This is a genomic window from Variovorax sp. GW821-FHT10B04 (genome assembly GCF_059415645.1).
This window is the reverse complement of the sequence record NZ_JBWKNQ010000002.1, coordinates 620,399-646,947: the sequence shown is the minus strand read 5'-3', so window position 1 is coordinate 646,947 and position 26,549 is coordinate 620,399. Positions and strand designations below refer to the sequence as shown.

Sequence of the window (26,549 nt, the reverse complement as noted above, 5' to 3'; positions counted from 1 at the left end):
CTCGCCCATGCTCGACCCCAGCGCGCTGCGCAGCCTGCGCCCCTTCGTCGCTACGCCCAGCCACAGCGGCACGATGCACACCGCGTACGTGCGCAGCCTGCTCGGCCTGGTCAACGCCGCGTGGACGCACGGCTTCCCGATGCAGACGCGCTTTCTCGACGGCGACAGCCTGATCCCGCGGGCACGCAACCGGCTGGTGGCGGAGTTCATGGCCGACGACCGCTGGACGCACCTGTTCTTCATCGATGCCGATATCGGCTTCGAGCCCGAGGCCGCGCTGCGGCTGCTGCTGGCAGGCCGCGACGTGGTGGCCGGCGCCTATCCGCTGAAGACCGACGGCTGGCCGGACGCAGGCCTCGCGGCACCGTTGCCCGCCGGCAGCACGCGCGCCGACTTCGAGGCGCGCCATGCGAGCTTCCCGATCAACCTGCTGCCGGGCGCGCCGCACACCGTGGAAGCCGGGCAGGTCGGGCACGTTGCGCACAGCACTCAGGTCGACGCCGACGGTTTCCTGGCGGTCGCGCACGCGCCGGCGGGCTTCATGCTGATCGCGCGCGGCGCCTTCGAGCGGCTCGCGCAGGCGCGCCCCGACCTGCGCTATTCACCTGAAGGCGTGGCCGGCGGCGCAGCCGAGATCGACTGGCCGCACCACCGCTTCTTCGACGTGCTGGCCGAACCCGGCAACGGCCGCTACCTGAGCGAAGACTTCGCCTTCTGCGAGCGCTGGCGTGGCATCGGCGGCGAGGTCTTCGTCGATACGCAGTCGGCGCTGGTGCACCACGGCGCACGGGCGTATGGCGGCCACCTGGGCCGCGCGCTCGCCATCGGGCGTGGCTGAACGCGGCGCGCCGCAAAGCCGGGCCACGGATGCGTCGTCGGGCTAGGGCAGTTTGGCGCGCAGGCGGTCGAGGATGGTGGGAGGCAATGAGATCACGTCGTCCGCAGATTTGCTGTAAAGCAACTTGTCAGGAGTCCAATTTATCCTTGCTATGTTTTGCTCGAAATACATTCTCTCTGCGAGAAGTTTCTTTTCCTTGGCGCTATAGAGCCGCAGCACGACGGTGTCCTTGGTCAGATGGCAATAGTGCGCGACATACGGTGCACTCTGAGGATTTGGAACGTCACTCCATTGACAAGCAGGCATTCTGGACAAGCGCTTGCTGACATCGAAGCTGTAGTCGATCAGCAGAACGACAACGCCGAGTACGACGATCCATGCAACGAATCGCCGAAGCGGGATCAAGCGATTTTCGAAACGACCGGCGTTCATGACAGCATCTCTCGAATTGGCGAATTGAACTGCATCTGCAACCGCGTCGGCATAGACTTTGAATTTCACATTCGGTCCTTGCATCAGGGCAGCTTGGCGCGCAGGCGGTCGAGCCACGTCGGGGGCAGACTGACGTACATGTCGTCTGGAGAGGTGTCATACCAGACACGATCCTGCGCCCAGTTGATATGCGCGTCGTCCAATTGCATGTAAGTCCGCTCGGCAAGCAGTTCCTGCGTATTGGTGTCGTAGAGCCTGAAAAGAATCGTGTCTTTGGTCAGCTTGCACCAGCGGGCGACATAGGGCGCGTTTCCCGGGTTCGGATCGGAGTCCCACACACACGCGGGTTCCCAAGACCGGCGCTTGCTGACATCAAGGCTGTAGTCGATCAGGAGAACGACGATGCCGAGCACGACGATCCATGCAACGAATCGCCGCAGCAGGATCAAGCGATTTCTGGAACGGCGGGTGCGAGCACCTGACATTGACTCTGAATTCCATGCATTGTCTTCACTCATTACGGCAGCTTGGCGCGTAAGCGGTCAAGGATGGTTGGGGGCAACGAGATCGCGTCGCCTGTCGAAGTGTTATAGACCAGCGCACGGGGCGTAAAGAAGATCTTCGCCATACCCTGTTCAAAGTACATTCTTTCTGCAAGCAATTCCGCCTCCTTGGCGTCATAAAGCCTCAGCACTACGACTTCTTTGGTTAGATAGCAATAGCGAGCCACATAGGGCGCAATCTCAAAATTCGGAACGGGATCCCATACGCAATCAGGCTCTCTGGATAGGCGCTTGCGGACATCGAGGCTGTAGTTGATCAGCAGAACGATGGCGCCGAGCACGACGATCCATGCGGCGAATCGCCGCAGCAGGATCAACCGATTTCCAGAACGGCCGGCGTTCATCACAGCACCACCCGGATCGGTGAATCGAGCCGCATCTGCAGTCGGTCGACATGGACTTTGCATTTCATATTCGGCCCTCGCATCACGGCAGCTTGGCGCGCAGGCGGTCGAGCCAGGTCGGGGGCAGACTGACGTACATATCGTCCGGAGAGGTGTCGTACCAGATGCGATCCGGTGCCCAGTTGATGTGCGCGCTGTCCAATTGCATGTAAGTCCGCTCGGCAAGCAGTTCCTGCATATTGGCGTCGTAGAGTCTGAAGAGAATCGTGTCTGTGGTCAAAGCGCACCAACGGGCAACATACGGCGCATTGCCAGGGTTGGGGACAGCGTTCCATACGCAAGTGGGCACCCAAGACCTGCGCTTGCTGACATCGAGGCTGTAGTCGATCAGGAGAACGACGGCGCCGAGCACGACGATCCATGCAACGAATCGCCGCAGCAGGATCAAGCGATTTCTGGAACGGCCGGCGTTCATCACAGCACCACCCGGATCGGTGAATCGAGCCGCATCTGCAGCCGGTCGGTATAGATCATGAAGTCGCCGCCTTGTCTGTGGGCCTGGCGCCAGTTCCGGTAGTCCTCGTTGGTGACGGGATATAGAAAGTCGCCGTCCCTGCCATCCTGGATCGGCTGGCGCAGCCATTCACCGATGTCGCGACCGCCGACCGCTTGGTAAGCCGGAACAACCCCGACATGTTTTTTGCTCCAGTGCCCCAGGTACTGATCACCCGAGAACTCATAGGCGTCGCGCACATAGACCGAAATATGAGTTACCTCGGCCGTGACCCTTCCTTTCATCGAATGGTCGAACCGCGCGGCCTGGACAGCAGCGTAGAAATTGAATGCGCCGAGAGCGCCCGTCAGGTCGTCGGGGACGCCTTCCGCGATCGCTTCGCGCCTCAGGAACTCCGTGAACTTCTGGCCGAGCGTCGAGTTGGCCGCACGAAACTGGAATTGGAATTTCCTATGAAACTCGAGGAAGTCCGCGTTGGCAACTTTCCAACCAAGAATCTCTTCTCTGTTCGCATACGGTGCCAACTTTTTCCTCAGCTCAGTAAATGCTGCATCGGTTCTCAGGTGTTTTTCGACGAGGTCATTCAGAACCTGCCTAGCCCGCCGAAACGACAGCACCCACTCCATCGTCACCGTCGTCGAGTCAACAAAGGCAGGTGCATAGCGCGCCCCGTTCTGGTCGATCTCGTCCCTTACATCCTGCCCCGACCGCGAATAATTCTCCTCCCCCGCAAACCACCGCTCCTGCAGCTTCGCCGCCACCGGCATCCCGACCTTCCGCATCGCGCCGGGTATCTCCTGCAGATCGAACAGCGGCACCGATGGAGGTGGCGGTGCCGGAGGCTTGGGCGGAGGCGGCGGCAGGGGCGCCGCGAACGGTCGCCACGGGATCGGCGACGGCTGGTTCATCCAGCCTTCCACGGCATCCCAGGTGTCCATGAAGCGCTTCGACATCCTTTGCGGCGGCTCGTCCGGCGCGTGGCGAGACCGTGGAGCCACCTCCTTCTGCGCCCGTTCGGGCACCTCCACTTTCGGCCGCTGGTGGGCCGTGCGCGGCGCTTTGCGCGCAAAGGTCAACTGCGCGCCCGTCACGCTGCAGGGCGTGCACTCCCGCGCCTTCCAGGTGCGGAGGAAGTCGCTGGACTTGAGATACAGAAACGATGGTTCGATGGCTTTGGCCATGCTTGGACTCCCTTGTGAAGGAGGCCAGTCTGGCTTTGCAGCACATCCGCAACAAGACCGTACGGAAGCCGCACGGCAACGTCCGTCGCGCGCACCTGCCGCGCCGCCGGTGCCGCCGGCGGTACCGGCGACATCGGGCGACGACTGGCGCCGTCAGAAGTCGGCGCAGCCGTTGCGGCGGTCGGTGCTCACGCAGCTCAGCAGGTTGGGCCGCGAGCGCACGCGCGACCATTCGCGCGCCAGCACGTCGCCGCCTTGCGAGGCCCGGTCGCCGTCGAGCGGCCCGGTCGCGAAGCAGATCGGCGGTGGGCCGATGTTGCGGTCGAAGGTGTAGGTCAGCGGCAGGTCGCGCAGCACGTCGGCGACCTGCAGCGTGAGCATCCGAAGCGGCGCCGAAGGCACGTCGGGCGGTGGTGGCGGCGGCGGTGCCACGGCGGTCACGTCGAGCCGGCCCGCGACCACGTTGATCGCATAGCCGGCGGCGGAGCTGAAGCTGCCGCCGATCGCATAGCTGCCGGGTGCGCTGCCGGGGCCGGCCGCGGTCTGCGGCGTGCCGCTCACGCTGCCCGCGCCGTCGCCCAGGATCAGGCCGGTCACGCTGTAGACGAAGGGTGGATTCGCCGCGCCGAAGTTACGCGTGGCGTTGCCGACGACCACGGTGGCGGTCGGCTGCTGCGCATAGATGAAGTGGTTGTCCGTGGGTGGCACGGTCACCGTGCAAAGCCCCAGGTAGGCGCAGTGGTACAGGTTGGGCAACGGGCCCGAACCCGCGAGGCCGCCGCGTGTTTCGCCGATCCAGGTGTCGGCCCAGATGCGCCAGTTGCCGCCGCCGATCGCATGGGCGCCGAGGTTCTGGAAGCGCGCACCGGCCACCAGGTCGGTGCCGCTGGCACCGCTCACGTCGGTGCCCAGCGAGAGATCGCCGGTGAGCGTGCGCACCAGCACGCTGCTCGCGCCGAGCGTGCCCGTGCTCTCGGCCTGCGGCAGGCTCGCCGCGGCGTCGACGCCCAGCACCGACACCGGGCCGACCGTGAGCGCGTTCGCATCGACATAGCGGAAGCCGCCCGCGGCGCTGCCGCCCAGCGTGCCGACGTCGTTGGCCGCGCTCGACAGGTCGACCGCGCCACCGGTCGAGCGCGCGAGCAGCGTGCCCGCGGTGATCGGCGCGGCAGCGGTCTGCGTGACATTGCCGGCCGACAGCAGGCCGAGCGTGGACGCCGACACCGCGCCTTCGAGCGCGATGTTGCCGCCGCCGGCGTTCTGCAGCGTGAGCGCGTTCGGCGTGGCGATGGCGCCGGCCACGCGGATGTCCGCCGCCTGCGCGTCGCTGCCCACCACGATGGTCGGCGCCTGCAGTTGCGCGAACTCCGCCGAGGACACCGCGAAGCCGTTGGCTGCGCCGCCGCCGAGCACGATCGGCGTGGTGGTGCTGTCGGACGCCGCACCGGTCGCATCGACGCTGCCGGGCCGCAGGTTCAGCACGCCGGCCGCCGCCACTGGCGCCTCGATGACGATGGCGTCGGCGCTGCCGTCGTTGCCCGCGCGCAGCAGCACATGGCGGCTGCCGCTCACGCCCGGCGTGGCGCCGGGCGCGGAAGCCGGCGTCAGCCCGGGCTGCAGCACCACGCCGGCGCCGCCGGTCAGGGCACGCCCGCTGATCTCGATGTCGCCGCCGCCACTGGTCGCGATCTGCGCGCCGTCCTGCACGCGCACGCCGGCGCTGGCCGACGACGCGGCCTTGGGCGTGTCGTCGACGTAGCCGCGCAGCGTGATGCCGCCGGCCACCGTGCCGATGCTCGCGCGGCTCACCAGCACGCCGGCCGAGGGCACCAGCGGGCTGCCGCCGGCACCGGCGCCGGCCGGCTTGTCGGTGCCGCGGCCGGTCACGCTCACGTTGCCGCTGGTGGTCGTGATGGCCGAGTCCGCGTCGATGCGCACGCCGGTGTTGTTGGTGGCGCTGCCGTCGATCGTCACGCTGCCGGTCGAGGTCGCGATGGTGGTGTTGTTGATCAATATCGCCGGCAGCGTCGACAGGTCGTTGGCGACCGGCGTGGTGGTCTGGCCGTTGAGCGCCACGTTGCCGCCCGCGCCCGCATCGCTGCGGCCCACGCGCGTGTCGATGGTCACGCCGCGCAGCGCGATGGCGCCGTCGCCGCTGCCGGTGGCCGACCAGTTGCCGTTCATGGCGACGTCGCCGCCGTTGGTGTAGATCGCGCCGTCGAAGCTGACCTGACCGCCACCGACCGACGGGCCGCTGTTGTTCGCGTCGGCGTTGAACACCACGTTGAGCGCATCGCCCGCGCCGGAGGACTGGATCGTCACGTTCGACGACGCGGTGCGGATGCTGCGGTTCGCGTCGAGCCGGAAGGTCAGCGGACCGTTGGCGGCGGTGTAGTTGATGTTCGCGCCCGCGGCGAACACGATGTCGCCGTCGAACGCCGAGCCGCCGGTGCCGGTCGTGATGGTGACGCTGGTGCCGGCATTGAGCGCGCGGTTGATGTCGCCGTCCTGCACCACCGAGGTCGCCAGCGGCACGAAGGGGTTGGTCGGCAGGCTGCCGACGGCCGCGCCCGGCACGATGCTCACGTCGAACGGGTCGATCAGCCACGCACCCGCGGTGCCGGCGACGGCCGAGGCATCGATGGTCAGCCCGCTCAGGTCGAAGTACGGCGCCGAGGTCTCGACATTGCCGCCGTTGCCGCCCGTGCTGCCGCCGCGCGCCTGCAACTGGCCGAAGGCGCGCAGTGTGCTGTCGCCCACCAGTTGCACGCTGCCGCCGTTGCCGGTGTCTCCCGTGGCGTTGGTCGCGATCAGCGACGACGGGCCGGCCGACACGATGCCGCTGGCCGCCACGCCCGCCTGCGCCACACCGCGCACCGTGACGCTGCCGCCGCCGGTGGCGCCGCTGGCGTCGATCTGCGCGACGGTGTTGTTGCCGTCGATCACCACGTTGCGCCCGGTGATCGCGATGCTGCCGCCGCTGCCGGTGCTGCTCGCCGCGCTGACCAGCTGGCGCGGCGTGGTGCCGGCCGCATAGACCGGTGCGCTGGCATAGGCCGGCGCGTCCAGCGGCCCGGGGCCGAACTGCACCAGGCCGACGTCGGTGCCGCGGCCGTCGATGGTGATCTGGCCGCCTTCCGCCTGCAGGCCGTTGGTCAGCCCGGCCTGTACCAGCACGCCGTAGCTGTCGATGGCCGACGGCGTGACCACCGGCGTGGCACCGCTCACGTTGAAGCCGCGCGAGCCCGCGGTGCCCCGCACCTCGAGCTGCCGGCCGGTGCCGGCGGTGATGCTGCTGCCGATGATCTGCACGCCCAGCGACGCGCCGAAGTTGCTGCCGGCACCGCTGTTGGCCGATGCCGCGGCCCCGAGGAAGTCGGCGTCCTGCTGAAGCAGGCTCACGTCGGCGCCCTGGCCGTCGATGCGCACGTTGCCACCGGTCTGCAGCTCCGTGCCACCGATGCGCACGCCGGCGTTGCCGGACGTGCCGTCGTAGGTGTTGGCGGTCTCGCCCGCGGCCCAGCCGCGGCTGCTGCCGGTGAGCGTGACGTCGCCGCCGGCAGACAGCAGCCGGCTCGGCGTGGTCAGGCCCGGGCCGGACGCGACCGGCGGTGTGTAGCTCTGGATCTGCACACCGCTGGCGCCGAGCCCGCCGCGGCCGTCGAGGGTGATCGCGCCGGCACCGGTGCGCAGCGTGCCGCCGCTCACCAGCACGCCGGCGCCGGCCGTGAGTCCGCTGAAGCCGCTGACGGTCGCGCCCTGGCCGCGCAGCGCGATGCTTCCCGCACCTGCACAGCCGTCGCCATCGCAGGTGTCGAGCGTGCTCGCGTTGACGATGATGCCGTCGCGTTCGCCGCCCGCGCTGCCCGAATAGCCGCCGATCGCGCGGCCCGCCGCCCGATCGCTCTGCCCGTAGAAGCGGATGCTGCCGCCCGCGGTCGCGATGCTGGCGCCCTGCAGCTGGATGTTGCCGACCCGCTGCGAGGTGTCGCCGTCGCTGGTGATCGGCGCGGTCGCTCCCAGCGCGGCGCCCTTCGCGTCGGCGTTGAAGTCGACGTTCAGCGCGCCCGCGCTGGCGCTGATCGCGCTGCCATTGAGCATGGTGATGGCGCGGTCGGAATTGACGGTGAAAGTGGCCGCGCGGCCTTCGGTCTTCAGCACCTGCGCACCGGCCTCGAAGCGGATGCCGTCGGGCGCGAAGGTGGTCGGCACGGTCACGCCCTGGCCCGACAGCACGACGTCGGTCGCGCGGCCCAATGCGCCGCCGAGCGCGGCGTCGGCCACGGCCGATACGCGGTTGGTGCCGCCGAAGCCTTCGGGGTCGTAGACCGGGTCGTTGCCGGTGTCTGCAGCGGTGACGTGCAGGTTGTAGATCGCGTCGAGCGCCCAGCGGCCATTGGCGCCGCTGCCGCCGCCCGCGTCGACCTGCGAAGTGCGCGCGACCTGCAGCACGCGGGCGCCGGTCGTGATCTGCCCGCCGTCGGTCGCCCCGCGCGCCGAGAGTGTGCCGGCCACCGTGGCGTCGTCGACCGCGGTGACGGTGATGGTGCCGCCCGCGCCGCTGGTGCCGTCGGCCCGCACCACCGAGGTCGGCGCCAGGCCCAGGGCGCCACTGCTGGCCAGCCCCACGGTGCCGCCGGCCGTGCCGCTCGCGTCCAGTGTCGCGGCGCCGTCGACACGGATCGCGGGCGCGCTGACGGTGATCTTCCCGCCCGCCACGCCCGCCACCGTGCCGCTGGCGTCGAGCGTGCCGCCTTCGATGCTGATGAGGTTGCCGGCCGCGCCCGCGCTGGCGTCCAGCACGATCTCGCCGCCGCGTGTGCTCAGCGACTTCGCCTGCACGATGCCGCCCTGGCGCACGACCATGCCGGCGGCCGTGGCCGCCGCGCGCAGCGTGACGCGCCCGCCATCGGCGATCAGCGAGCCGGTGTTCTCCGCCAGCGCGCCGACCGTGGAGGCGGCGTTGACGCGCAGCGTGGTCAGCCCGTCGCCGATCGGGTCGAACGACAGCGTCATGTCGCTGGCCGAGCCCAGGTGGATCGCACCGCCGGGCGCGGTGATCGTCCCCGCGTTGCTGACTGCGGCGCCGAGCAGCGCGACGGTGCCATGCGCGCCGCCGCCCGGGTCGGCCGTGATGGTGGCGCCCGACTCCACCGTCACCGCGTTGGCCGAATTGCCGGCGAAGCTCAACTGGCTCACCGTCGCCTGGTCGAACAGCCCGCTGGCCATGAAGCTCGCGTTGCGCGTGGCTTCGTCCGGCCCCTTGATGTCGAGCGTGGACGCGACGAGGCCGCCGACGCTGACCGACGACCCTGCGGCGAAGGTCACGCCCGACGGATTGACGAGAAAGACCGAGCCGCCGCGCTGGGTCGGCGCGCCGGCCAGCGACGTGCTCAACGTGCCCGCGATCAGCGATGGGGCCGATCCGGTCACGCGGTTGAGCAGCACGCTGGCCGTGCTGGGCTGGACGATGTTGACCCGGTCGAGCGCACCGATCGAGAAGCTGGTCCAGTTGACGACGCCGCGCGCCGTGGTCTGAGTGATGCCCAGCGACTGGCCGCCGCCGGCCAGTGCGGCCGGCGTGCCGACGACCACACTGCCGGCCATGACGCTGGGGCCGGTCGGAAGCTGCGCGAACGCCGGCGCGAGGCCTGCGCACGCCAGCGCGAGGGCCACCGGCTTCAGCTGGAAACCCCGGACGGAACGGCTCGGGTTGCGGGCGGTGCGTGTCATCAGAAGACCTTCTGCAGCTGGATGTACAGGCGCGGATTGCGGCCGCCGCCGTCGGTCTGCGCCGGCCGCGTGCCGTCGCGCCAGGCCAGCGTGGCGTTGATGGAAAAGTTGCCCGGCTGCGACCAGGCCAGGCCGAGGCCGTAGCCGCGCAGGCGGATGCCGTTCGGGCCGTCGAAGGGCGTCGGGTCGCGCACCAGACGGCCGTTCGCCGCGTCGTAGAAGACGAAGGGCGTGAGCGATTCGTTGAGCGACCAGCGCCATTCGGCCGTGGCGATCTCGCCCTCGTCGACCAGCGCCTCGCCCGAGGCATAGGCGCGCACCGCGCGGGCGCCGCCGAGCGCGAGTTTTTCCGACGGGTCGAGGTTGCCGCTGGCGCGCTGTGCGCCGATCGACAGATAGACCGAGTGCTGCGGCAGCACGGTCTGCAGCCGCGACAGCTGCAGGCTCAGCTTGGTGTAGCCGCCGTCGGTGGCGTGGCCGGCCGGGCTCTGGTCGAAGTCGTGGCTCTGCGCGTCGCGGATCGACAGGTCGCCGCGGTACAGCGTGCCCGAGCTGGCCCAGTAGCCGCCGCCGAAGAAGCTGTCGCGGCGCTCCCAGGTCCAGCCGAAGCCGACGCCGTTGACACGCTTGCGCGACTCGAAGTCGACCGCGCGGAACTCGTCGGTGAGCTGCTTCGAATCGGCGCTCAGCCGCAGGAACAGGTTCTGCTCGCGCTGGCGGATCAGCGGGTAGCTGAGCGACACGTCGGCCACGTCGGCATGGCCTTGCGCGCCGAGCGCCTCGAAGTCGCCGCCGAGCTCGTAGCTCACGCGCGCCAGGCCCAGGCCGGCACGCAGCCCGCTGGTGCCGATCGGCGCCTCGTAGGCGATGCGGCCGAACTGCAGCGCGTTGCTGTCCGAGACCATCAGCCGTGCATCGAGGTTGTCGCCGATGCCGAAGGGGCTGAGCCAGCGCACCGTGCCGCCGAAGCGGTAGCGGCCGGACTCCTTGGTGCCGTGGTTGTCGGCCTCGGCCGCGAAGGTGTAGCGCGGCGCCGCGGCGACTTCCACCGACAGGTCGGTGCTGCCGGTCTGCGTGCCTTCCTGCAGGCCGGAGCTCACGCGCACGCCGGGCTGGTCGGACAGCAGCAGCATCGCGCGCTCGTAGGCCGGCGCATTCACCGCCTGCCCGACCTCGACCGGCGCGAGGAAGCCGCGCACGCGGGCCTCGCTGATGGGCGCGTCGGGCGCGACCACCACGTCGATCTTGCCGATGCGGCCTTCGACGATGCTGATCTCGACGATGCCGTCGCGCACGGTCTGCACCGGCACCACGGCCTGCGCGAGGAAGAAGCCGCGCTCCTTGTAGCGCGCTGTGATCGCCTCGGCCAGCGACTCCAGGTCGGCCAGCGTGACGTCGCGGCCGATGTAGGGACGCGTGAGTGCCTGCAGGTCTTCGCTGCTCAGCGCTTCGGCGCCGTTCAGCCGCAGGTCGTTGAGACGGAACGACGGCGTGGGTGCCGGCGTGGCCGGCAGGCCCTGCATCGGCACGGTGCCGGCCTGGCCGGGCTGGCCTTGCGCGATCGGCCGGTTGCAGCTGCCGCACGGGTCTTGCGTGGACAGCAGCGGCATGTCGTCGGCGTGCGCGCCAGGCGTGGCGGTGAGCGCGATCGCGGCCAGCGCGGCGGTGGCGATCGCCACATGGCGGCGCCGCGGCGGCAGCGGGAACTGGTACGTGCGGTGTGTGCCTTCCATGCGCTTCATGCCGGTGCTCCCGCCATCGGCGCGCCGATCGTGAGGCGCCAGTTGCCGATCAGGTTGAAGGGCGCCCAGAAAAAGGGGTGCGCCATCTTGGGTTCCTTCAGCACGGCGAGTTGGCCGGCCTGCATCGCCTGCTGGATGTCGCGGCCCTTGGCCAGCTCGGCGTACAGCGTGCTCATCAGGATCGCCGTGGCGTCGTCCGACACCGGCCAGAGCGAGGCGATCAGGCTCGACGTGCCGGCCGCCAGAAAGGAACGCGTGAAGCCCAGCACCTCGTCGCCCTGCGCGATGCGCCCGAGCCCGGATTCGCAGGCCGACAGCGTGACCAGCGCGGTGCGCTGCATCGGCATGCCGATGATCTCGTGCGCCTCCAGGAAGTTCTGCTTGCCACCCTCGTTGGCCAGCAGGATGCGCGAGTAGAGCGGGTCGACCTGGTCGGCCTCCGCATGCGCGGCGACGTGCATCAGCGGCGTGCGCGCGGCAGCCTCGCGGAACTGCGTCTTGGTGGCCGCCGCGCCCATGTAGACGTCGTTGCGCGGGAACAGGCCGGCCAGCGTCTTCACCTCCGATTCGGCGCCGGGCAGGTCGTACTTGTCCTCGATGCGCGGATTGCCGAAGGCGGTCAGCCGGGCCTCGACGCGCGGCGAACGCTGTGCCAGCTGCACCGCGATGCTCATCGACGGTGCGACCGACACCGGATGCGTCTCGATCAGGTAGCGGCCGTCGAGCCGCAGCGCCTGGAACGGCAGGTAATGCAGCGGCCCGTGCGGCACGAAGACGAGGCGCTGGCCGGGCTGCAATGCGAGCGGGCCGAGCAGCGCCGCGCCGAGCTTGTCGGCATTGGCGATGGCCGCGCGCCGGCCGCGCACGACGGAGTTGCGGAAGCCCTCGACGAGCTCGGTCAGGTCGTCGCGCTTGATGTCGATGCGGGTCGCGCGGATGCCGTCGGGCCCGATCACCCAGGCCTGCAGCGCATCGGGCAGGCTGTGGAACTGCACCACACGCTCGTCCGGCGCGAGCGTGCGCTGCAGCGTGGCGAGGTCGACCGTGGCCACCGCCTCGCTGCTGATGGCGGCACGGCCGCGCACCGCGTCGAGCAGTGCGCGCGAGCGGCTGCGCTCGCTGACTTCGAACGCCGTGCGCGCGTCGCCCACGTCGCTGTAGAGGCCGACGCCGCGCTCGAACACCGACTGCAGGTCGGAGAACAGGCCCATCTTGAATTCCTCGCTGCGGAATTTCGCGCGGACGCCGTCGATGCTGCCGAGCGCATGGCCGACCGCATCGGCCGCGGCCTGCTTGTGGCCGAGCGCCAGCTCGCTCTGCGCGACGCCGTCCCAGGCCCAGAGCTGGTAGTAGCCGGAGTCGGTGCCGACCTTGCGCGCGGTGAGTTGCAGGTAAGCGTCGCGCGCTTCCGTCGGCTTGTCCTCGGCCAGCAGCAGGCGCGCGCGGGTGCGGTCGATCTGGGCGGCGAGCTGCGGGTCGCGCGAGGGCGGCAGCGCCGCGAAGACCTGCCTCGCGCGCGTCGCGTCGCCGGAGTCGATCAGCACGTTGATCAGCGAGGACTGCACCAGCGGTGCGTAGCGCGGCGAACTGCCGGCCAGCGCGGTGTCGTAGCTCGCGATGGCCGCGGCATAGTCGCCGCGCCGCGTGAGCACGTCGCCGAGCACCTTGTTGGCCGGACCGACCACGAGCTTCGGGTCGCGCGCCGGATGGCGCAGCGCCTCGCGCGCGAATTCCTCGGCCTTGTCGAGCTGACCCGAGTAGCTGTAGACGATCGACAGATCGCGGTTGGCGAGCGCGAGCAGGTTCGGGTCGCGCGTCGTGTTCGCCAGGTGCAGCGCCTTGCTCGCGGCCCGCACGCTCTGGCGGAACTCGCCCGCTTCGGCCAGTGCGACGGCCTGGCTGCAGTACTGGTAGCCGGACAGCTTGACGCTGTCCTGCGCATACAGCACAGCCCCGTCGTTGCTCAGCGCCAGCAGCGTGTCGCTGTCGGCCAGCCGGGCCTGCTCCTGCTCGCTGGCGGCGCGTTCGGCGTCGGGCGCCTGGGGCTGCGCATGCAACCCGGAGCCCGCCTGCAGCGTGCCCAGCCCGATCGCGATGGCGATGCAGGTGCGCGCAGACAGCGCCCTGCCGAACCTCGAAATCCGTTCCATTCGACCCCCGCACATGGCCTTCGGGTCTGCGCTTGCAGACACCGGCGCCGCGGAAGTGCGCGCCTGTCAGGCCTCGTGGGGGCAGTCTAGGAAGCGGGGGGCGGTACGGCTATTCGCAAGACGGTCTAGCGCGAAGGGTGTAGGGGTGGCGATCGGCACGCATGCACGGGCCCTGCAGCAGCACCTCCGCCTTGATCAGGCCGCGACCGCGCCCGTGCCGCCGCACGGCTCGCCATAGATTCGCGGGCTGCTGCTGCCGGTGGCCTTGGCGATGTACATCGCCGCATCGGCGTTGCGCAGCAGCAGGTCGGCCTCGTCGCCGCCGGTCGGATAGAGCGCGACGCCCAGCGAGGCGCCGAGCTGCAGGTGGAAGGTCTCGATCTGCATGGGTTGGCGCAGCGTGTCGAGAATGCGCTGCGCCAGCGCACAGGCGCTGTCGGCATCGCTGGCGCCGGCCTGCAGGATCGCGAATTCGTCGCCGCCCATGCGCGCCACCACGTCGCCCTCGCCCACCGCCTGACGCATGCGGTGCGCGATCAGCGCCAGCACCTTGTCGCCCACCGCGTGGCCGTAGCGGTCGTTCACCGGCTTGAATTCGTCGATGTCGACGAAGTGCACCGCAAAGGCGCCACCGCGCCGCCGCGCGAGATCCACCGCTTCGGCCAGCTGCTCCAGGAACACGCTGCGGTTGACCAGCGACGTCAGCCCGTCGTGGCGCGCGAGGTGGCGGATGCGTTCCTCGTTGCGACGGCGCTCGGTGATGTCCTCGTAGGTGCGCACGATGCCGCCGCCCTTGATCGGCACGCTCTGCACTTCGATCACCCGGCCGTCCGGGCGCTTGCGGTCGTAGCAGTGCGGCTGGTCGAGGATGCCGCCCGCACGCACGAACTGCTGTATGTCGTCCGGCACCGCCGCAAACTCGTCATGCGCCCACTGCCAGGCGAGCACCTCGTTGAAGCTCGGGCGCGAGGCCATGAGTTCGCGCGGAAGTTCGAGCAGCTCGATGGCGCGGCGATTGCAGACCTCCACCACGCGATCGGCATTGACCATCATGAGCCCCTGCTCCATGCGGTCGAGCGTGGTCTCCAGCAACAGCGATTTCTGCTTGAGCAGCGCCTCGCTCTCGCGCGCGCGCCGCTCGGCCAGCAGCAATTGCTGCTGCTGGCGCTTGAGCATGGTGATGTCGACGTGCGCGAAGAAGCCCTGGCCTTCGGGGCCGCGCTGCTCGGTGACACGGGTCCAGCGCGCGCCCGGCAGCGGCACCTCGAAGGGCGCGCCGGAGAAGCGCAGGTTTTCGGTCAGCACGGTCATGCCACGCTCGAACAGCGGTTGCTCGGACGACGCGGCGCCGAGCCAGGCCAGGCGGTAGACGTCCTCGAACTGCAGGCCGCTGACGGCCGCGCGCTCGCTCAGGCCGTACATGGTGACGAAGGCCTGGTTGACCCAGGTGATCACACGCCCGGCGCCGGTGACCATCACGCCTTCGGCGACGTGGTCGAACCAGGCGCTGTCGGCGAGCGCCATGGCCTCGCCGGTGGTGACGGGCAGCAGCGGCAGCAGGGCCGTCGCGCCCGCCAGCCCTTCGGCGCGCCACATCCGGATGCTGCCGATGCCTTCGAGCGGCGCCGTCGACACCGTCAGCTGGACGCCGTTGTGCTCGAAACGGAAAGGCCGCTGCTGCGCACGGTGGCGCGCCACGCCCTCCTCGACATAGCGCTCGAGCCGCGGCAGCTCGTCTTCGCTGAGCCGGCCGCCATAGAAGCGGCGCAGGTTCGACGCATAGGCTTCGCCGACGTAGATGTAGGGAGCGTGCTCGGGGAAGAGCGTCAGAAAGCTGCGGTTCCAGACCAGCGAGGCGTCGTCCTGATCGAACACGCAGGCGGCGACGCCAAGGCCGTCGAGTGCCTCGGTGAGCGCACGCAGCATCGCCACGGCGTCAGCCATGGCGCGCCCGGAATCGAATCCAGCCAGAGTACGAACACGTCTCCATGGCTCGCAGCGTAAACCAAGGTGCACGCAAAAGGCCACACTTTGAAACGTTTCTGGCAAATTGTGGCGCGGCGTGGCAACTCCGCCCGCCTCCTGCGGCACGCCACCGTCGCGAAACGGGCGTGCTGCAGGGCCCGGCTCAAGCCGGCACGGCGTCGACGTTGGCGCGATCCCAGTGGCGATGCTTCGCCATCGCGGCAATGAAGTTCTGCGCGATTTGCGTGGCGGCGGTGGTGTCGCCCAGGTTGGTCACCGGCGTGGGCGCCACCACGATGCCGGCCGGCTTGGGCGCGTCGCTGTCGTCGACGCCAAGCATCTTCAGCAGCTGAACGCCTTCGCCAACCGTGCAGATCGCCTTGCAATGCTTGAAGGCTTCGAGCACGAAGTGCACCGCCTCTCCCATCTGCGCCATGGCGGCAACGCCGTCCTTGCCTGCCGGCACGAGAACCGCGTCGAACATGATCGACGGCATGGTGAGGAAGGTGGCGTCGACCTCGATCTGGCGCTTCGAAGCGCTGGTGACCGTGCCGAGCCGGGGCCCGACCACCTTGCACATGGCGCCGGCTGCCTCGATCGCCTCGCGGATCGGCTTGAGCGATGCCGAATCGACGCCGTCGGCCACCAGGATCGCGACCTTGCGCGTCTTCACCGAACCGTCGCCGGTGTCGAGCATGCTGAGCGCGCGCGATTCCTCAACCTCGGACGCGATCCGGTGGTCGCGAAAGCCCGGCCGGCCGGCTGCGGCGCGTGCATCGGGTGCGTTGATGCCCAGCGGCTCGGCCACGCGGCGCGCGAGCTTCTCGTCGACGTGGGCGAGGTTGTCGACGATGCGCTGGCGGATCGCCGGCACTTCCAGCTTCGACAGTTCGAAGCGGAACGCAGCCACGATGTGCTCCTTCTCGGCCACGCTCTGGCTGTTGAAGAACAGGCGCGCCTGCGTGAAGTGGTCGTCGAAGGACGGGCTGCGGCGCCGCACCTTCGGGCTCTCGATCTCCTCGGGGAAGGACTGGAAGCCGCCGCTCGCACCGTCGACGCGGAATTCGGTGCCATTGCCCAGCGTGTTGGGCTCGTAGGCGACCTGGCCGCGTGCGATGGTCTGGCGGTGCATGCCGTCGCGCTGGAAGTTGTGGAAGGGGCAGACGCCCTTGTTGATCGGCAGCTCGTGGAAGTTCGCGCCGCCGAGCCGGGAGATCTGCGTGTCGGTGTACGAGAACAGCCGGCCCTGCAGCAGCGGGTCGTTGCTGAAGTCGATGCCCGGCACGACGTGGCCCGGATGGAACGCCACCTGCTCGGTCTCGGCGAAGAAGTTGTCGGGGTTGCGGTCGAGCACCATCTTGCCGATCTTCACCACCGGCACCAGCTCTTCGGGAATGAGCTTGGTCGGGTCGAGCAGGTCGATGCCGAACGCGTGCTCCTTGTCGGCCGGAATCATCTGCACGCCGAGTTCCCATTCGGGGAAGTCGCCGTTCTCGATGGACTCCCAGAGGTCGCGCCGATGGAAGTCGGCGTCCTTGCCGGCGATCTTCTGCGCCTCGTCCCAGGCCAGGCCGTGGATGCCGAGCTTCGGTTTCCAGTGGAACTTGACGAAATGGCTCTCGCCACGGCTGTTGACGAAGCGGAAGGTGTGGACGCCGAAGCCTTCCATCATCCGGTAGCTGCGCGGGATGGCGCGGTCGCTCATGGCCCACATCAGCATGTGGGTGGTCTCGGGCATCAGCGAGGCGAAGTCCCAGAAGGTGTCGTGCGCGCTGGCCGCCTGCGGCATGCCGTGGTGCGGCTCCATCTTCACGGCATGGACCAGGTCCGGGAACTTCATCGCGTCCTGGATGAAGAACACCGGGATGTTGTTGCCGACCAGGTCGTAGTTGCCCTGCTGCGTGTAGAACTTGACGGCGAAGCCGCGCACGTCGCGCACAGTATCGGCCGATCCTGCACCGCCAGCGACCGTCGAGAAGCGCACGAAAACGGGCGTCTTCTGCGCCGGGTCCTGCAGGAAGTCGGCGCAGGTGAACTGCGACATCGACTTGTAGACCTGGAAATAGCCGTGCGCCGCCGAGCCGCGTGCATGCACGGCCCGCTCTGGAATGCGCTCGTGGTCGAAATGGGTGATCTTCTCGCGGAGGATGAAGTCCTCCAGCAGCGTCGGCCCACGCACGCCGGCTTTCAGCGAGTTATGGTTGTCGGGGATCTGCAGGCCCTGGTTGGTGGTCAGGGTGGCGGTCGGTTCTTCGGTGAAGCCCGCGAGCTGCTGCTGCTTGGCGTTGCTGCCTTCGCTGGCCTTGGGACGGCGGCCTGCCGCCGCCTTGTTACGTGGCGTCATGACGACCTTTCGTGGGGGAGGAAGAGGCGCCGCGCGGGCACCTGGCGGCCGGCGCGGTCAACCGGCTTCGGCTTCGAGAAACATGTCGACGGCGTTCACGAGGGCGACCAGCCCAATGGTCCCGGCGATGGCCGCGACCGACCAGATCAGGAAGTCGTCGATCCATGCTGCGTTGAGCGCACCGATCAGCGATGACAGTTCCATGATGTTGATGTCCTTGAAGCAGAAAAGAATGAAGTGGTGGGCATGCTGCGCTGCCGGCCATGTGTGGCAGAAGCGTCGCAGTTGGTAACGGAGCGTAGGTGTTGGTGCAGCACGCAACCGTAGTGGCGCCGCGCCGCGGGATGTCGGCGCGACAGAACGATGCTTGCAGGACACGTCCTACATCTGCGTTGGCCTACGCGACTTCAGGCGTCTGCCGCTGGTGCGCGTCATGCGGCATCCCTAGCATCAGCCGCGCAGGGCGCCGGAAGACGGCACCGAACATGCTTGGCACCCCCTGCCCATCCCACACTTTCCGAAAAGCGGCCTCATGCTCATCAAAATCGGCTACGACATCGAACTGGGCGTCAGCGCTCCCACCGCGCTGATCTACATGCTGCAGGTCCACCCGTCGCGGGCTGCGGACATCCAGGGCAGCGAGAACATCACGATCAGTCCGCCGCTCGTGACCGATCACTACCGCGACGCGTTCGACAACCACTGCGCGCGGGTGCAGATTCCCTACGGCGTCAACAGCGTGCGGCTGCGCAACGAGGCCGTGGTCTACGACACCGGCTGGCTCGATCCGGTCGACTACGGCGCCATCGCCCATGCGCCGGCCGACCTGCCGGTGTCGACGCTGCCCTTCCTGCTGCCGAGCCGCTACTGCGAAGTCGACAGCGAGTTGCTGGCCTTCGCCTGGAGCCGCTTCGGTGGCGTGCAGCCGGGCTGGCACCGCGTGCAGGCGATCGTCGACTTCGTGCACCAGCATCTGCGCTTCGATTACCAGCGGGCGCGCGCCACGCGCACCGCGCTGGAGGGCTACCGCGAACAGGTCGGCGTGTGCCGCGACTTCACCCATCTCGCGATCACGCTGTGCCGCTGCATGAACATTCCGGCGCGCTACGTGACCGGCTACCTGGGCGACATCGGCGTGCCGGCCGTGCCTTACCCGATGGATTTCAGCGCCTGGTTCGAGGTCTACCTCGGCGACCGCTGGCACACCTTCGACGCACGGCACAACGCACCACGCATCGGCCGCATCGTGATCGCCCGTGGCCGTGACGCGGCCGACGTGCCGATCACGATGGTCTTCGGCGAGAACACGCTGCAGCGCTTCGAAGTGACGACCGAGGAAGTCTTCGCGTAGATCCGGGGGCCGTGTCCGGCCTGCGCAGGTCGGGCGCAGGCCTCAGCCGGCCGGCCGTGCGAGGTCGCGGTCGCTTTCCACCGCGAAATAGAACCACTCGGTGCCGGGCAACGCCTCGGAGTTCGGGAACACGATGAATCCGTCGCGGTCGGCGCGCAGCATGTTGCCGTCGTCTCGCATGCCGATCGGCTCGCCTTGCGCCACCGGGTCGAAGGTCGCCCATTCGCGCACGAACTGGTCGCCCGCGTGCAGCCGGTCGGTCACGCTGACCAGCCGCAGCAGCGACGGCCGGAGCGGCGCGGGCGCGTGGGCCGGCGTCTCGACCATGCCGAGCAGGCGCAGCGCCGCGAGGATCGCGGCGTGCGCGATGTCGGGCGCCTTCGGATCGTCGTGCTGGCCGCATTCGAGCGTGACCCCGTAGCCGCCGCGGCTGCGCATGTATTCGTTCGTGCCCCATCCGAAGGCCAGGGCCGCGTCGTCCGGCGCCTGGCCGCCGGCACGCTGCGCCAAGCCGGCCGCGTAGATGTCGAGCCAGCCCTCCACCACGCGCGGCGTGCCGATGTGCAGCGCGAGCTGGCCTTCCTCGAAGGCACGCGCGAAGGGTTCGAGCGCGCCGGTGTTGTCGCGCGGCCCGATCATCGCGAAGGCTTCGCCGGCACTCTGGAACGAGTGCAGGTCGAGCAGCACCTCGTGGCGGTCGAGCAGCGGGCAGAGCCGGTTGGTGATGCGCGCCTCGTAGTCGGCCGGGAGATCGCTCGGTCGGAACAGCCGGTTCAGGTTGCGCTCGCCTTCGCGGCGGTGCAGGCGGCGGGCCAGCGGATTGCACACCGGCAGCAAGGTGAGCTCGCCGCGCAGCAGGCGCAATGCGCCGCTGTCGAGTTCGGCGACCGCGCGCTCGATGCCCGCGGTGCCGCAGGTCTCGTTGCCGTGCACGCCCCCCAGCACGAGCAGCCGAGGCCCCGGCTCGAGCGCCGCGTAGGCATGGATGCGAAGCGTGTCGTCGGGGTAGGAAGTCATCGCCGGCCATCCTACAGCGGCCGGCCGGACCGTCCTACCGGGGTCCGCCCGGAGCCGCGCGAAAAGCAATCGGAGAGGAAATCACCATGCCCGAAAACACACGCCACACCCCCCAGCCCGGCAAGAACGCAGGCACCACCCCGCAGAACGACGGCGACGATGGCGACACCCAGGTCCAGCAGGACGGCAGTTCGGCGCCCCGGCTGCCGCATGAACGCGACCAGTCGTCCGACAACCAGCGCAACCAGGACGGCAGCGTGCCGAAGGTCGGCAAGGACGCGTTCAACGATGTCGAACGCGGCGCCGTCGACACGGACCGCGGCCCGGTGACGGACCGCGTCTACAACGAGAAGGTCAAGCGCTGAGTTCGGCGCGCATCGCCGAGATCACGCCCGCATAGTCGGGCGCGTTGAAGATGGCGCTGCCGGCGACGAAGGTGTCGGCGCCTGCCGAAGCCACGCGGGCGATGTTGTCGACCTTGATGCCGCCGTCGACCTCGAGCCGGATGTCGCGTCCGGTCTGTTCGATGCGCTTGCGCGCCTGCTCGATCTTGCGCAGCGCCGAATCGATGAAGCTCTGGCCGCCGAAGCCGGGGTTCACGCTCATGATCAGGATCAGGTCGATGTCGTCGATCGCCCAGTCGAGCGCGTCGAGCCCGAGGCCGGGATTGAACACCAGGCCGGCCTTGCAGCCGGCGGCCTTGATCGCCTGGATGCTGCGGTTCACGTGCGGCGACGCGTCCGGATGGAAGCTGATGAAGTCGGCACCGGCTTCGGCGAAGGCCGCGGCCAGCGCGTCGACCGGCTGGACCATCAGGTGGGCGTCGATCGGCACGGGACGGCCGTCGGGCGTCAGGGCGTGCGGTTTCAGTGCCTTGCAGATCATCGGGCCGAAGGTCAGGTTCGGGACGTAGTGGTTGTCCATCACGTCGAAATGGATCCAGTCGGCGCCGGCGGCGATCACGTCCTTGACTTCGTCGCCGAGGCGCGCGAAGTCGGCGGAGAGGATCGATGGGGCGATGCGGAAGGTCGTGCTCATGCCCCCGATTGTCGCAGGGCCGTTTTTGCGCTGCCGCGAAAATGGACAAATCCCCAGCGTACCGACAACCCACGACCCGACTCCCGATGAGCATCCAGAACCTGCGCGCCACCTTCGGGCCGAACTGCCACTGGTGCGGCCTGCCGATGGATTTCGCCGAACCGCGCGACCGGCCCGAGTCCGCCACCATCGAGCACCTGAACGACGCGACGCTGGGCAGCGTTCGCAAGCAGAAGCACCGCCGGCTGGCGCATGCGGTGTGCAACCACACGCGCAACGCCCTGCGGCTGGACGCCGAGCGGCGCTTCCAGCGCTGGGTCGACGACCGGGTCGCCGCCGCGCGCGCCGGCACCGGCACCGCCGGCTGAGCCGCCATCGAGGGAATCGAGGGAGCGCCCGGCCGCCCCCTTGTTACCATTCCGCCGATGTCCCCTTCCCCGATGAGCGTGCAGGTCGAGCCACGCTACCTACCCGACCAGTCCTCGCCCGAGGACGGTATCTACACCTTCGCCTACACCATCACGGTGACCAACGTGGGCAAGGTTCCCGCGCAACTGATCGCGCGGCACTGGCTCATCAACGATGCGTCGGGCCATGCACAGGAAGTCAAGGGCCTGGGCGTGATCGGGCAGCAGCCACTGCTGGCGCCGGGCGAATCCTTCCGCTACACCAGCGGCTGCCGACTGCAGGCGCCCAGCGGCACCATGCACGGCAGCTACCTGGTGGTGGACGAACTGGGCGAGCGCTTCGACGTGCCCGTGCCGCTGTTCGTCCTGGAAGCGGAAAGCGACGGCACGCCCCTGCCGCGCGTCCTGCACTGAACCGCCGTGACCGCATGGCAGCACCGCGCGACCTGTCGAGCCTGCTCGCCCGCCTGGACCCGACGGCGGACGTGGCCGACCGCCATGTCTGGCTGATCGAGCTGTTCGACTGGCTGCGCGGCGACCGTGCCGCGCCGCAGGCCGCCGTCGGCCGCGTGCTGCTGCTGCTCGACGCGATCGAAGCCCGGCCCGAACTGCGTGACAGGTTGCGCGCCTGGTGGAGCGCGTTCACGCAGACGGTCGACCTCACCACGCTGCTGGCCGACTACGGCTTCGCGCCCGGCGCCGCCTTCCTGAGCGAATTCGGCGACCGCGTCCGCCGCAAGCTGCTGCCCGGCACGCCGGAGACCACCGACGCGTCTCAGCTCTTTCGCATGGTGCTGCCGGGCGATTTCGACGCGCGCTGGATCGGCCTGCTCGACGGCCCGACGCTGGCGCGCATCGGCACGCTCTTGGCCGACGACACGGTGGCCGGCACGCCGCGCTGGCGCCACAACGTGATGGACGCGGTCACCTACTGCTGCAGCCAGATCGTGGCCGCGGGCTTCTCGACCGAACTGCGGCTGCGCATGAGCGACCCGGTGCGCGAGACGCGCCCCTTCCATCCGCTGATGACCGACCTCGACCGGCTGCGCGACGAAGTGCTGCGCGTGCCGTGCGACGAGCTTGCGCTGCAGCGGGCCTTCATCGTCTTTCGCGACCGGCTCGACGCCTGCCGGCAGGCCGCGTCGTCGGTCTACACCCACCTGGAAGACCACGGCATCTCGGTCGGCCTCGTGTTTCGCCTGCGCCAGCTGCGCGAGCGCGTGCTGCGCGTGCGCGAACTGCTCGACTGCCTGCTGTCCGCCACGCCGGACGCCAGCGTGGCGCGGCTGGTCGGCCGGCTGGTCACGGCCGGGCGCGAGCGCAACAGCATCCGGGCGCTCATCACGTCGAACTCGTCGATGCTCGCGGCCAAGGTGACCGAGCGCAGCGCCGAGGCCGGCGAGCACTACATCACGCGCGACCGCGGCGCCTACCGCCGGATGGTGCGCAAGGCGGCCGGCGGCGGCGCGCTCACCGCGATCACCGTGCTGATGAAGTTCGCGATCTTCGCGATCGGCCTGTCGGCCTTCTGGAGCGGGCTCTGGGCCGGGCTGATGTATGCCGGCAGCTTCGTCGCCATCCAGCTGTTGCACCTCACGCTCGCGACCAAGCAGCCGGCCATGACCGCGCCGGCGATGGCCGCCAAGCTGCGCCACCTGCGCACGCCGGGCGCGGTCGACGCCTTCGTCGACGAGGTGACGCACCTGGTGCGCTCGCAGGTCGCCGCGGTGCTGGGCAATGTGCTGGTGGTGGTGCCGGCCGTGATCGCGCTCAGCGTGGCGGGTTTCTTCGCCTTCGGCCGGCATGCGCTCGACGCGGCACACGCGGCCGAGGTGCTGCATTCGCTGTCGCTGGCCGGGCCGACCGCGCTGTATGCCGTGTTCACGGGCGTGCTGCTGTTCGCGGCCAGCATCGTCGCGGGCTGGACCGAGAACGCCTTCGTGTTGCACCGGCTCGACTCGGCGATGCGCCACAACCCGCGCATCGCCGCGGTGCTGGGCCGGGCACGCGCGCGGCGCTGGGCCGACTTCATGCGGACCCACATCTCGGGCTTCGCGTCGAACATCTCGCTCGGCCTGATGCTGGGGCTGCTGCCGGCCTTCGCGGCCTTCTTCGGCATCGGGCTGGACGTGCGCCACGTGACGCTGTCGGCCGGCCAGGTGGCTGCGGCCGCCGCGGCGATCGGCTGGCCGGTGGTTCACGAAGCTGCGTTATGGTGGGCGCTGGCGGCGATCCCCGTCATCGGCGCGCTCAACGTGAGCGTGAGTTTCTATTGCGCCTTCCGGCTGGCGCTGCGCGCGCACAGCGTGAGCGGCACCGACCGCCAGCGCATCCGCACGGCGATCCGTGCGCGCTGGCGCAGCCGGGCGCTGAGTTTTTTCCTACCTGCATGAACGGGCTCACGAACTGATGTCTTTTCTCCCACCCGATCTCTACGGCTTCTGGGCCGACTGGATCCGCCCTTCCGCCGGACTGCCGACCGTGCTCTGGTCGCTGTTGCTGGCGGTCGCCGCGGCGGCCGGTCATCTGGTGCAGCGCTACCTGGGCATGCCCAAGGTGGTCGGCTATTCGATCGTCGGCATGGTCGTGGGCTTCGCCGGTTTCGAGGGCGCGGTCTGGCCGCTGCAGGGCATCAGCCTGTTCCTGCTCGAGCTCGGCGTGGCGATCGTGCTGTTCGAGGCCGGCGGCCGGCTGCCGCTGCGCTGGTTCCGCCACAACCCGCGCGTGCTGCTGCAGAGCCTTTTGGAAGCCGGCTTCACCTATTTCGGCGTGCTCTGGGCCATGGAACTGATGGACGTGCCGCATCCGGTCGCCAATCCGATCGCGCTGATCGCGATGGTCGCGTCGCCGGCGGTGCTGAGCCGCGTGATCATGGACACGCGCGCGTCCGGCCCCGTCACCGAGCGCGCCATGACGCTGGCCACGCTCAGCACCTTCTACGCGCTGACGCTGGGCTATGCGCAGGCCGGCCTGATCGAGCGCGCGCCGCTGGCCTTCATGCAGAAGCTGTACCCGGTCGGCGTGGTGCTCGGCATGTCCTTCGTGGTGGGCGGCCTGATGGCGCTGGCGCTGCGTTCGGCGCTGCGCGTGATGAGCCCGACCAGCGAGAACACCGCGATCCTGCTGCTCGCGATCATCGCGGCCGGTGCCGCGCTGGCGGCGCACTTCGGCGGCTCGGCGCCGCTGGCCGCGCTGATCGGCGGCGTGCTGCTCAAGCAGCTCAACCCCAAGCCCTGGGCCTGGCCGCGCCAGCTCGGCACCGCGGCCTCGCTGCTGACGATGCTGATGTTCGTGCTGGTGTCCGTCGTCGCCGCGGGCGCCGACTGGAGCCTGCCGGTGGCCAGCGTGGTGTTCACGCTGATCGCGGTGCGGGCGGTCGCCAAGATCGCCGGCGTGGCGGTCGCCAATCCGGGCAGCGGCGCGAGCTGGCGGCAGGCCTTCTGGGTCGGCTGCGCGATGGCGCCGCTGTCGTCGATCGCGCTGCTGATCGCATCGAACTTCGTCACGGCGTCGCCGCTGCTCGGCGCCATGATCACGCAGGTCGTGCTGCCGGCGATCCTCACGATGGAACTGTTCGGCGCCGTGCTCGCCACCATCGCCATCCACGCGGCGGGCGAGACGTCCAGGCCCTGGCTGCCCGAGGCCTTCGGCGGCAGCAGCAGCGAGGACTCCCAGCGATGAGCGGCAGCAACCAACCCGACCCGCGCGCCGGGGCCCAGCCGGCATCGGCGGCGCCGTCGAAGGACCGCACGGTCCCGCTCGAACCCTTCAACCACTCGGAGGCGCTGTCGCTCGGCGTGGAGCTCGAGCTGCAGCTGGTCAACACGCACGACTACGACCTCGCGCCCTATGCCGAGGACATGCTGCGGCTGATGGCCGAGACACCGCTGCCGGGCAGCGTGGTGCCCGAGATGACCTCGAGCATGATCGAGATCTCGACCGACATCTGCCATTCGGCGCAGGACGTGATCGACCAGCTCAGCCCGATCCGCGAGGCGCTGATCCGCAACGCCGACAAGCTCAACATCGCGGTGGTCGGCGGCGGCACGCATGCGTTCCAGCAATGGCACGAGCGCCGCATCTACGACAAGCCGCGCTTTCGCGAGCTGTCGGAGCTGTACGGCTACCTGAGCAAGCAGTTCACCATCTTCGGCCAGCACGTGCACATCGGCTGCCCGGACGCCGACGCGGCGCTGCTGATGCTGCACCGCATGTCGCGCTACATCCCGCACTTCATCGCGCTGTCGGCGTCGTCGCCGTACGTGCAGGGGCAGGACACGCAGTTCGATTCGGCCCGGCTGAATTCGGTGTTCGCGTTCCCGCTGTCGGGGCGCGCGCCGTTCACGCTCTCGTGGCGCGAGTTCGAGGAGTACTTCGCGAAGATGACGCGCACCGGCGTGGTCCGCAGCATGAAGGACTTCTACTGGGACATCCGGCCGAAGCCCGAGTTCGGCACGATCGAGATCCGCGTGTTCGACACGCCGCTCACGGTCGAGCGCGCGGCCGCGCTGGCCGGCTACGTGCAGTCGCTGGCCGCCTGGTTCCTGCAGGAGCAGCCCTTCATGCCGGCCGAGGACGACTACCTGGTCTACACCTACAACCGCTTCCAGGCCTGCCGTTTCGGGCTCGACGCGGTCTATGTCGACCCGGCCACCGGCCAGCACATGCCGCTGCGCGATCACATCCTGATGACCATGTCGCAGCTCGAATGGCACAGCGAAGCGATGAATGCCACACGTTCCATCGCGCAGTTGCGTACCGACGTCGAGGCCGGCCAGAACGACGCGCGCTGGCTGCGCGAGAAGCAGGGCAAGGAAAAGCTTCTGGCAGAGGTCGTTCGGCAGGCTGCTCTGCGCTTCCGTGGAGAAATATGACAACCCCCCGGCTTGCCACTTCGTGTGCATCGCCACCCCCCGAGGGTGAGGCGCGG

Annotated in this window: 21 protein-coding genes; 8 read left to right on the top strand and 13 right to left on the bottom strand. The window is 69.2% G+C overall.

Going from position 1 to position 26,549, the window contains the following annotated elements; genetic code table 11:
- Positions 1-7: 7 nt before the first annotated feature.
- On the top strand, positions 8-838 hold the full coding sequence (locus tag AC07PZ_RS08040; protein WP_495294522.1) for a hypothetical protein: 831 nt from the start codon (positions 8-10) through the stop codon (positions 836-838).
- A 42-nt stretch (positions 839-880) separates the two neighbouring features.
- Here the strand turns inward: AC07PZ_RS08040 and AC07PZ_RS08035 are convergent, their stop codons facing one another.
- The 11 genes from AC07PZ_RS08035 to AC07PZ_RS07985 form a co-directional block, all read right to left on the bottom strand.
- Positions 881-1,339, bottom strand: a complete 459-nt coding sequence (locus AC07PZ_RS08035) for a hypothetical protein (RefSeq protein ID WP_495294521.1) — start codon at positions 1,337-1,339, stop codon at positions 881-883.
- A 14-nt stretch (positions 1,340-1,353) separates the two neighbouring features.
- A complete protein-coding gene (locus AC07PZ_RS08030) occupies positions 1,354-1,788 on the bottom strand; it encodes a hypothetical protein (protein ID WP_495294520.1) in 435 nt (144 codons plus the stop codon).
- A complete protein-coding gene (locus AC07PZ_RS08025; RefSeq protein WP_495294519.1) occupies positions 1,788-2,177 on the bottom strand; it encodes a hypothetical protein in 390 nt (129 codons plus the stop codon). Before AC07PZ_RS08025 ends, AC07PZ_RS08030 begins: the two co-directional genes overlap by 1 nt.
- Positions 2,178-2,259: 82 nt before the next feature.
- Positions 2,260-2,652 carry a hypothetical protein gene (locus tag AC07PZ_RS08020; RefSeq protein ID WP_495294518.1) on the bottom strand — a complete coding sequence of 131 codons (393 nt, stop codon included), beginning with the start codon at positions 2,650-2,652 and terminating at the stop codon, positions 2,260-2,262.
- Positions 2,652-3,872 (bottom strand): DUF6402 family protein, encoded by a 1,221-nt coding sequence (locus AC07PZ_RS08015; RefSeq protein WP_495294517.1) that lies wholly within the window; start codon positions 3,870-3,872, stop codon positions 2,652-2,654. The genes AC07PZ_RS08020 and AC07PZ_RS08015 overlap by 1 nt, the downstream gene beginning before the upstream one ends.
- Positions 3,873-4,025: 153 nt before the next feature.
- Positions 4,026-9,605 (bottom strand): two-partner secretion domain-containing protein, encoded by a 5,580-nt coding sequence (locus AC07PZ_RS08010; RefSeq protein WP_495294516.1) that lies wholly within the window; start codon positions 9,603-9,605, stop codon positions 4,026-4,028.
- Entirely contained in the window at positions 9,605-11,347 is a 1,743-nt protein-coding gene (locus tag AC07PZ_RS08005) for a ShlB/FhaC/HecB family hemolysin secretion/activation protein (protein ID WP_495294515.1), read from the bottom strand. Before AC07PZ_RS08005 ends, AC07PZ_RS08010 begins: the two co-directional genes overlap by 1 nt.
- Positions 11,344-13,497, bottom strand: a complete 2,154-nt coding sequence (locus AC07PZ_RS08000) for a CHAT domain-containing protein (RefSeq protein WP_495294514.1) — start codon at positions 13,495-13,497, stop codon at positions 11,344-11,346. Before AC07PZ_RS08000 ends, AC07PZ_RS08005 begins: the two co-directional genes overlap by 4 nt.
- Positions 13,498-13,692: 195 nt before the next feature.
- Complete coding sequence (locus tag AC07PZ_RS07995; protein WP_495294513.1) at positions 13,693-15,441, bottom strand: diguanylate cyclase domain-containing protein; 1,749 nt, start codon at positions 15,439-15,441, stop codon at positions 13,693-13,695.
- A 184-nt stretch (positions 15,442-15,625) separates the two neighbouring features.
- The gene (katE, locus tag AC07PZ_RS07990; RefSeq protein WP_495294512.1) at positions 15,626-17,806 is read right to left on the bottom strand and encodes a catalase HPII; all 2,181 of its coding nucleotides are present in this window, start codon (positions 17,804-17,806) and stop codon (positions 15,626-15,628) included.
- 57 nt (positions 17,807-17,863) lie between these two features.
- Positions 17,864-18,010 (bottom strand): hypothetical protein, encoded by a 147-nt coding sequence (locus AC07PZ_RS07985; RefSeq protein WP_495294511.1) that lies wholly within the window; start codon positions 18,008-18,010, stop codon positions 17,864-17,866.
- A gap of 328 nt (positions 18,011-18,338) precedes the next feature.
- On the opposite strand from AC07PZ_RS07985, the gene AC07PZ_RS07980 reads away from it, so the two are divergent.
- Positions 18,339-19,157, top strand: coding sequence for a transglutaminase-like domain-containing protein (locus AC07PZ_RS07980; RefSeq protein ID WP_495294510.1), 819 nt, complete (start codon positions 18,339-18,341; stop codon positions 19,155-19,157).
- A gap of 42 nt (positions 19,158-19,199) precedes the next feature.
- On the opposite strand, the gene AC07PZ_RS07975 is transcribed toward AC07PZ_RS07980, so the two are convergent.
- Positions 19,200-20,174, bottom strand: a complete 975-nt coding sequence (locus AC07PZ_RS07975; RefSeq protein ID WP_495294509.1) for a M14 family metallopeptidase — start codon at positions 20,172-20,174, stop codon at positions 19,200-19,202.
- 86 nt (positions 20,175-20,260) lie between these two features.
- Between AC07PZ_RS07975 and AC07PZ_RS07970 the strand changes: the two genes are divergently transcribed.
- Positions 20,261-20,539 carry a hypothetical protein gene (locus AC07PZ_RS07970; protein ID WP_495294508.1) on the top strand — a complete coding sequence of 93 codons (279 nt, stop codon included), beginning with the start codon at positions 20,261-20,263 and terminating at the stop codon, positions 20,537-20,539.
- Here AC07PZ_RS07970 and rpe read toward each other — a convergent pair.
- Positions 20,529-21,212, bottom strand: coding sequence for a ribulose-phosphate 3-epimerase (gene rpe, locus AC07PZ_RS07965; RefSeq protein ID WP_495294507.1), 684 nt, complete (start codon positions 21,210-21,212; stop codon positions 20,529-20,531). The genes AC07PZ_RS07970 and rpe overlap by 11 nt on opposite strands.
- Positions 21,213-21,298: 86 nt before the next feature.
- Between rpe and AC07PZ_RS07960 the strand changes: the two genes are divergently transcribed.
- Genes AC07PZ_RS07960 through AC07PZ_RS07940 form a run of 5 tightly spaced genes read left to right on the top strand, consistent with a single transcriptional unit; the run spans position 21,299 to position 26,493 of the window.
- Positions 21,299-21,580: a hypothetical protein gene (locus tag AC07PZ_RS07960; RefSeq protein WP_495294506.1), complete on the top strand. Its 282-nt coding sequence runs from the start codon at positions 21,299-21,301 to the stop codon at positions 21,578-21,580.
- A 57-nt stretch (positions 21,581-21,637) separates the two neighbouring features.
- The gene (gene apaG, locus AC07PZ_RS07955; protein ID WP_495294505.1) at positions 21,638-22,033 is read left to right on the top strand and encodes a Co2+/Mg2+ efflux facilitator ApaG/CorD; all 396 of its coding nucleotides are present in this window, start codon (positions 21,638-21,640) and stop codon (positions 22,031-22,033) included.
- Positions 22,034-22,047: 14 nt separating this feature from the next.
- On the top strand, positions 22,048-24,012 hold the full coding sequence (tlpB, locus tag AC07PZ_RS07950) for a transporter-like protein TlpB (RefSeq protein WP_495294504.1): 1,965 nt from the start codon (positions 22,048-22,050) through the stop codon (positions 24,010-24,012).
- A 16-nt stretch (positions 24,013-24,028) separates the two neighbouring features.
- Positions 24,029-25,300, top strand: coding sequence for a cation:proton antiporter (locus AC07PZ_RS07945; protein WP_495294503.1), 1,272 nt, complete (start codon positions 24,029-24,031; stop codon positions 25,298-25,300).
- On the top strand, positions 25,297-26,493 hold the full coding sequence (locus AC07PZ_RS07940; RefSeq protein ID WP_495294502.1) for a YbdK family carboxylate-amine ligase: 1,197 nt from the start codon (positions 25,297-25,299) through the stop codon (positions 26,491-26,493). Before AC07PZ_RS07945 ends, AC07PZ_RS07940 begins: the two co-directional genes overlap by 4 nt.
- Positions 26,494-26,549 lie beyond the last annotated feature (56 nt).

What these genes read in the sequence shown, in the direction of transcription:
- AC07PZ_RS08015 (WP_495294517.1), bottom strand. Translation starts at nt 3,872, where the DNA reads ATGGCCAAAGCCATCGAACCATCGTTTCTGTATCTCAAGTCCAGCGAC.
- apaG (WP_495294505.1), top strand. Translation starts at nt 21,638, where the DNA reads ATGTCCCCTTCCCCGATGAGCGTGCAGGTCGAGCCACGCTACCTACCC.
- AC07PZ_RS08025 (WP_495294519.1), bottom strand. Translation starts at nt 2,177, where the DNA reads ATGAACGCCGGCCGTTCTGGAAATCGGTTGATCCTGCTGCGGCGATTC.
- AC07PZ_RS07945 (WP_495294503.1), top strand. Translation starts at nt 24,029, where the DNA reads ATGTCTTTTCTCCCACCCGATCTCTACGGCTTCTGGGCCGACTGGATC.
- AC07PZ_RS07985 (WP_495294511.1), bottom strand. Translation starts at nt 18,010, where the DNA reads ATGGAACTGTCATCGCTGATCGGTGCGCTCAACGCAGCATGGATCGAC.
- AC07PZ_RS08000 (WP_495294514.1), bottom strand. Translation starts at nt 13,497, where the DNA reads ATGGAACGGATTTCGAGGTTCGGCAGGGCGCTGTCTGCGCGCACCTGC.
- AC07PZ_RS07995 (WP_495294513.1), bottom strand. Translation starts at nt 15,441, where the DNA reads ATGGCTGACGCCGTGGCGATGCTGCGTGCGCTCACCGAGGCACTCGAC.
- rpe (WP_495294507.1), bottom strand. Translation starts at nt 21,212, where the DNA reads ATGAGCACGACCTTCCGCATCGCCCCATCGATCCTCTCCGCCGACTTC.
- AC07PZ_RS08040 (WP_495294522.1), top strand. Translation starts at nt 8, where the DNA reads ATGCTCGACCCCAGCGCGCTGCGCAGCCTGCGCCCCTTCGTCGCTACG.
- AC07PZ_RS07960 (WP_495294506.1), top strand. Translation starts at nt 21,299, where the DNA reads ATGAGCATCCAGAACCTGCGCGCCACCTTCGGGCCGAACTGCCACTGG.
- AC07PZ_RS07940 (WP_495294502.1), top strand. Translation starts at nt 25,297, where the DNA reads ATGAGCGGCAGCAACCAACCCGACCCGCGCGCCGGGGCCCAGCCGGCA.
- AC07PZ_RS07980 (WP_495294510.1), top strand. Translation starts at nt 18,339, where the DNA reads ATGCTCATCAAAATCGGCTACGACATCGAACTGGGCGTCAGCGCTCCC.
- katE (WP_495294512.1), bottom strand. Translation starts at nt 17,806, where the DNA reads ATGACGCCACGTAACAAGGCGGCGGCAGGCCGCCGTCCCAAGGCCAGC.
- AC07PZ_RS07975 (WP_495294509.1), bottom strand. Translation starts at nt 20,174, where the DNA reads ATGACTTCCTACCCCGACGACACGCTTCGCATCCATGCCTACGCGGCG.
- AC07PZ_RS08010 (WP_495294516.1), bottom strand. Translation starts at nt 9,605, where the DNA reads ATGACACGCACCGCCCGCAACCCGAGCCGTTCCGTCCGGGGTTTCCAG.
- AC07PZ_RS07970 (WP_495294508.1), top strand. Translation starts at nt 20,261, where the DNA reads ATGCCCGAAAACACACGCCACACCCCCCAGCCCGGCAAGAACGCAGGC.
- tlpB (WP_495294504.1), top strand. Translation starts at nt 22,048, where the DNA reads ATGGCAGCACCGCGCGACCTGTCGAGCCTGCTCGCCCGCCTGGACCCG.
- AC07PZ_RS08020 (WP_495294518.1), bottom strand. Translation starts at nt 2,652, where the DNA reads ATGAACGCCGGCCGTTCCAGAAATCGCTTGATCCTGCTGCGGCGATTC.
- AC07PZ_RS08005 (WP_495294515.1), bottom strand. Translation starts at nt 11,347, where the DNA reads ATGAAGCGCATGGAAGGCACACACCGCACGTACCAGTTCCCGCTGCCG.
- AC07PZ_RS08030 (WP_495294520.1), bottom strand. Translation starts at nt 1,788, where the DNA reads ATGAGTGAAGACAATGCATGGAATTCAGAGTCAATGTCAGGTGCTCGC.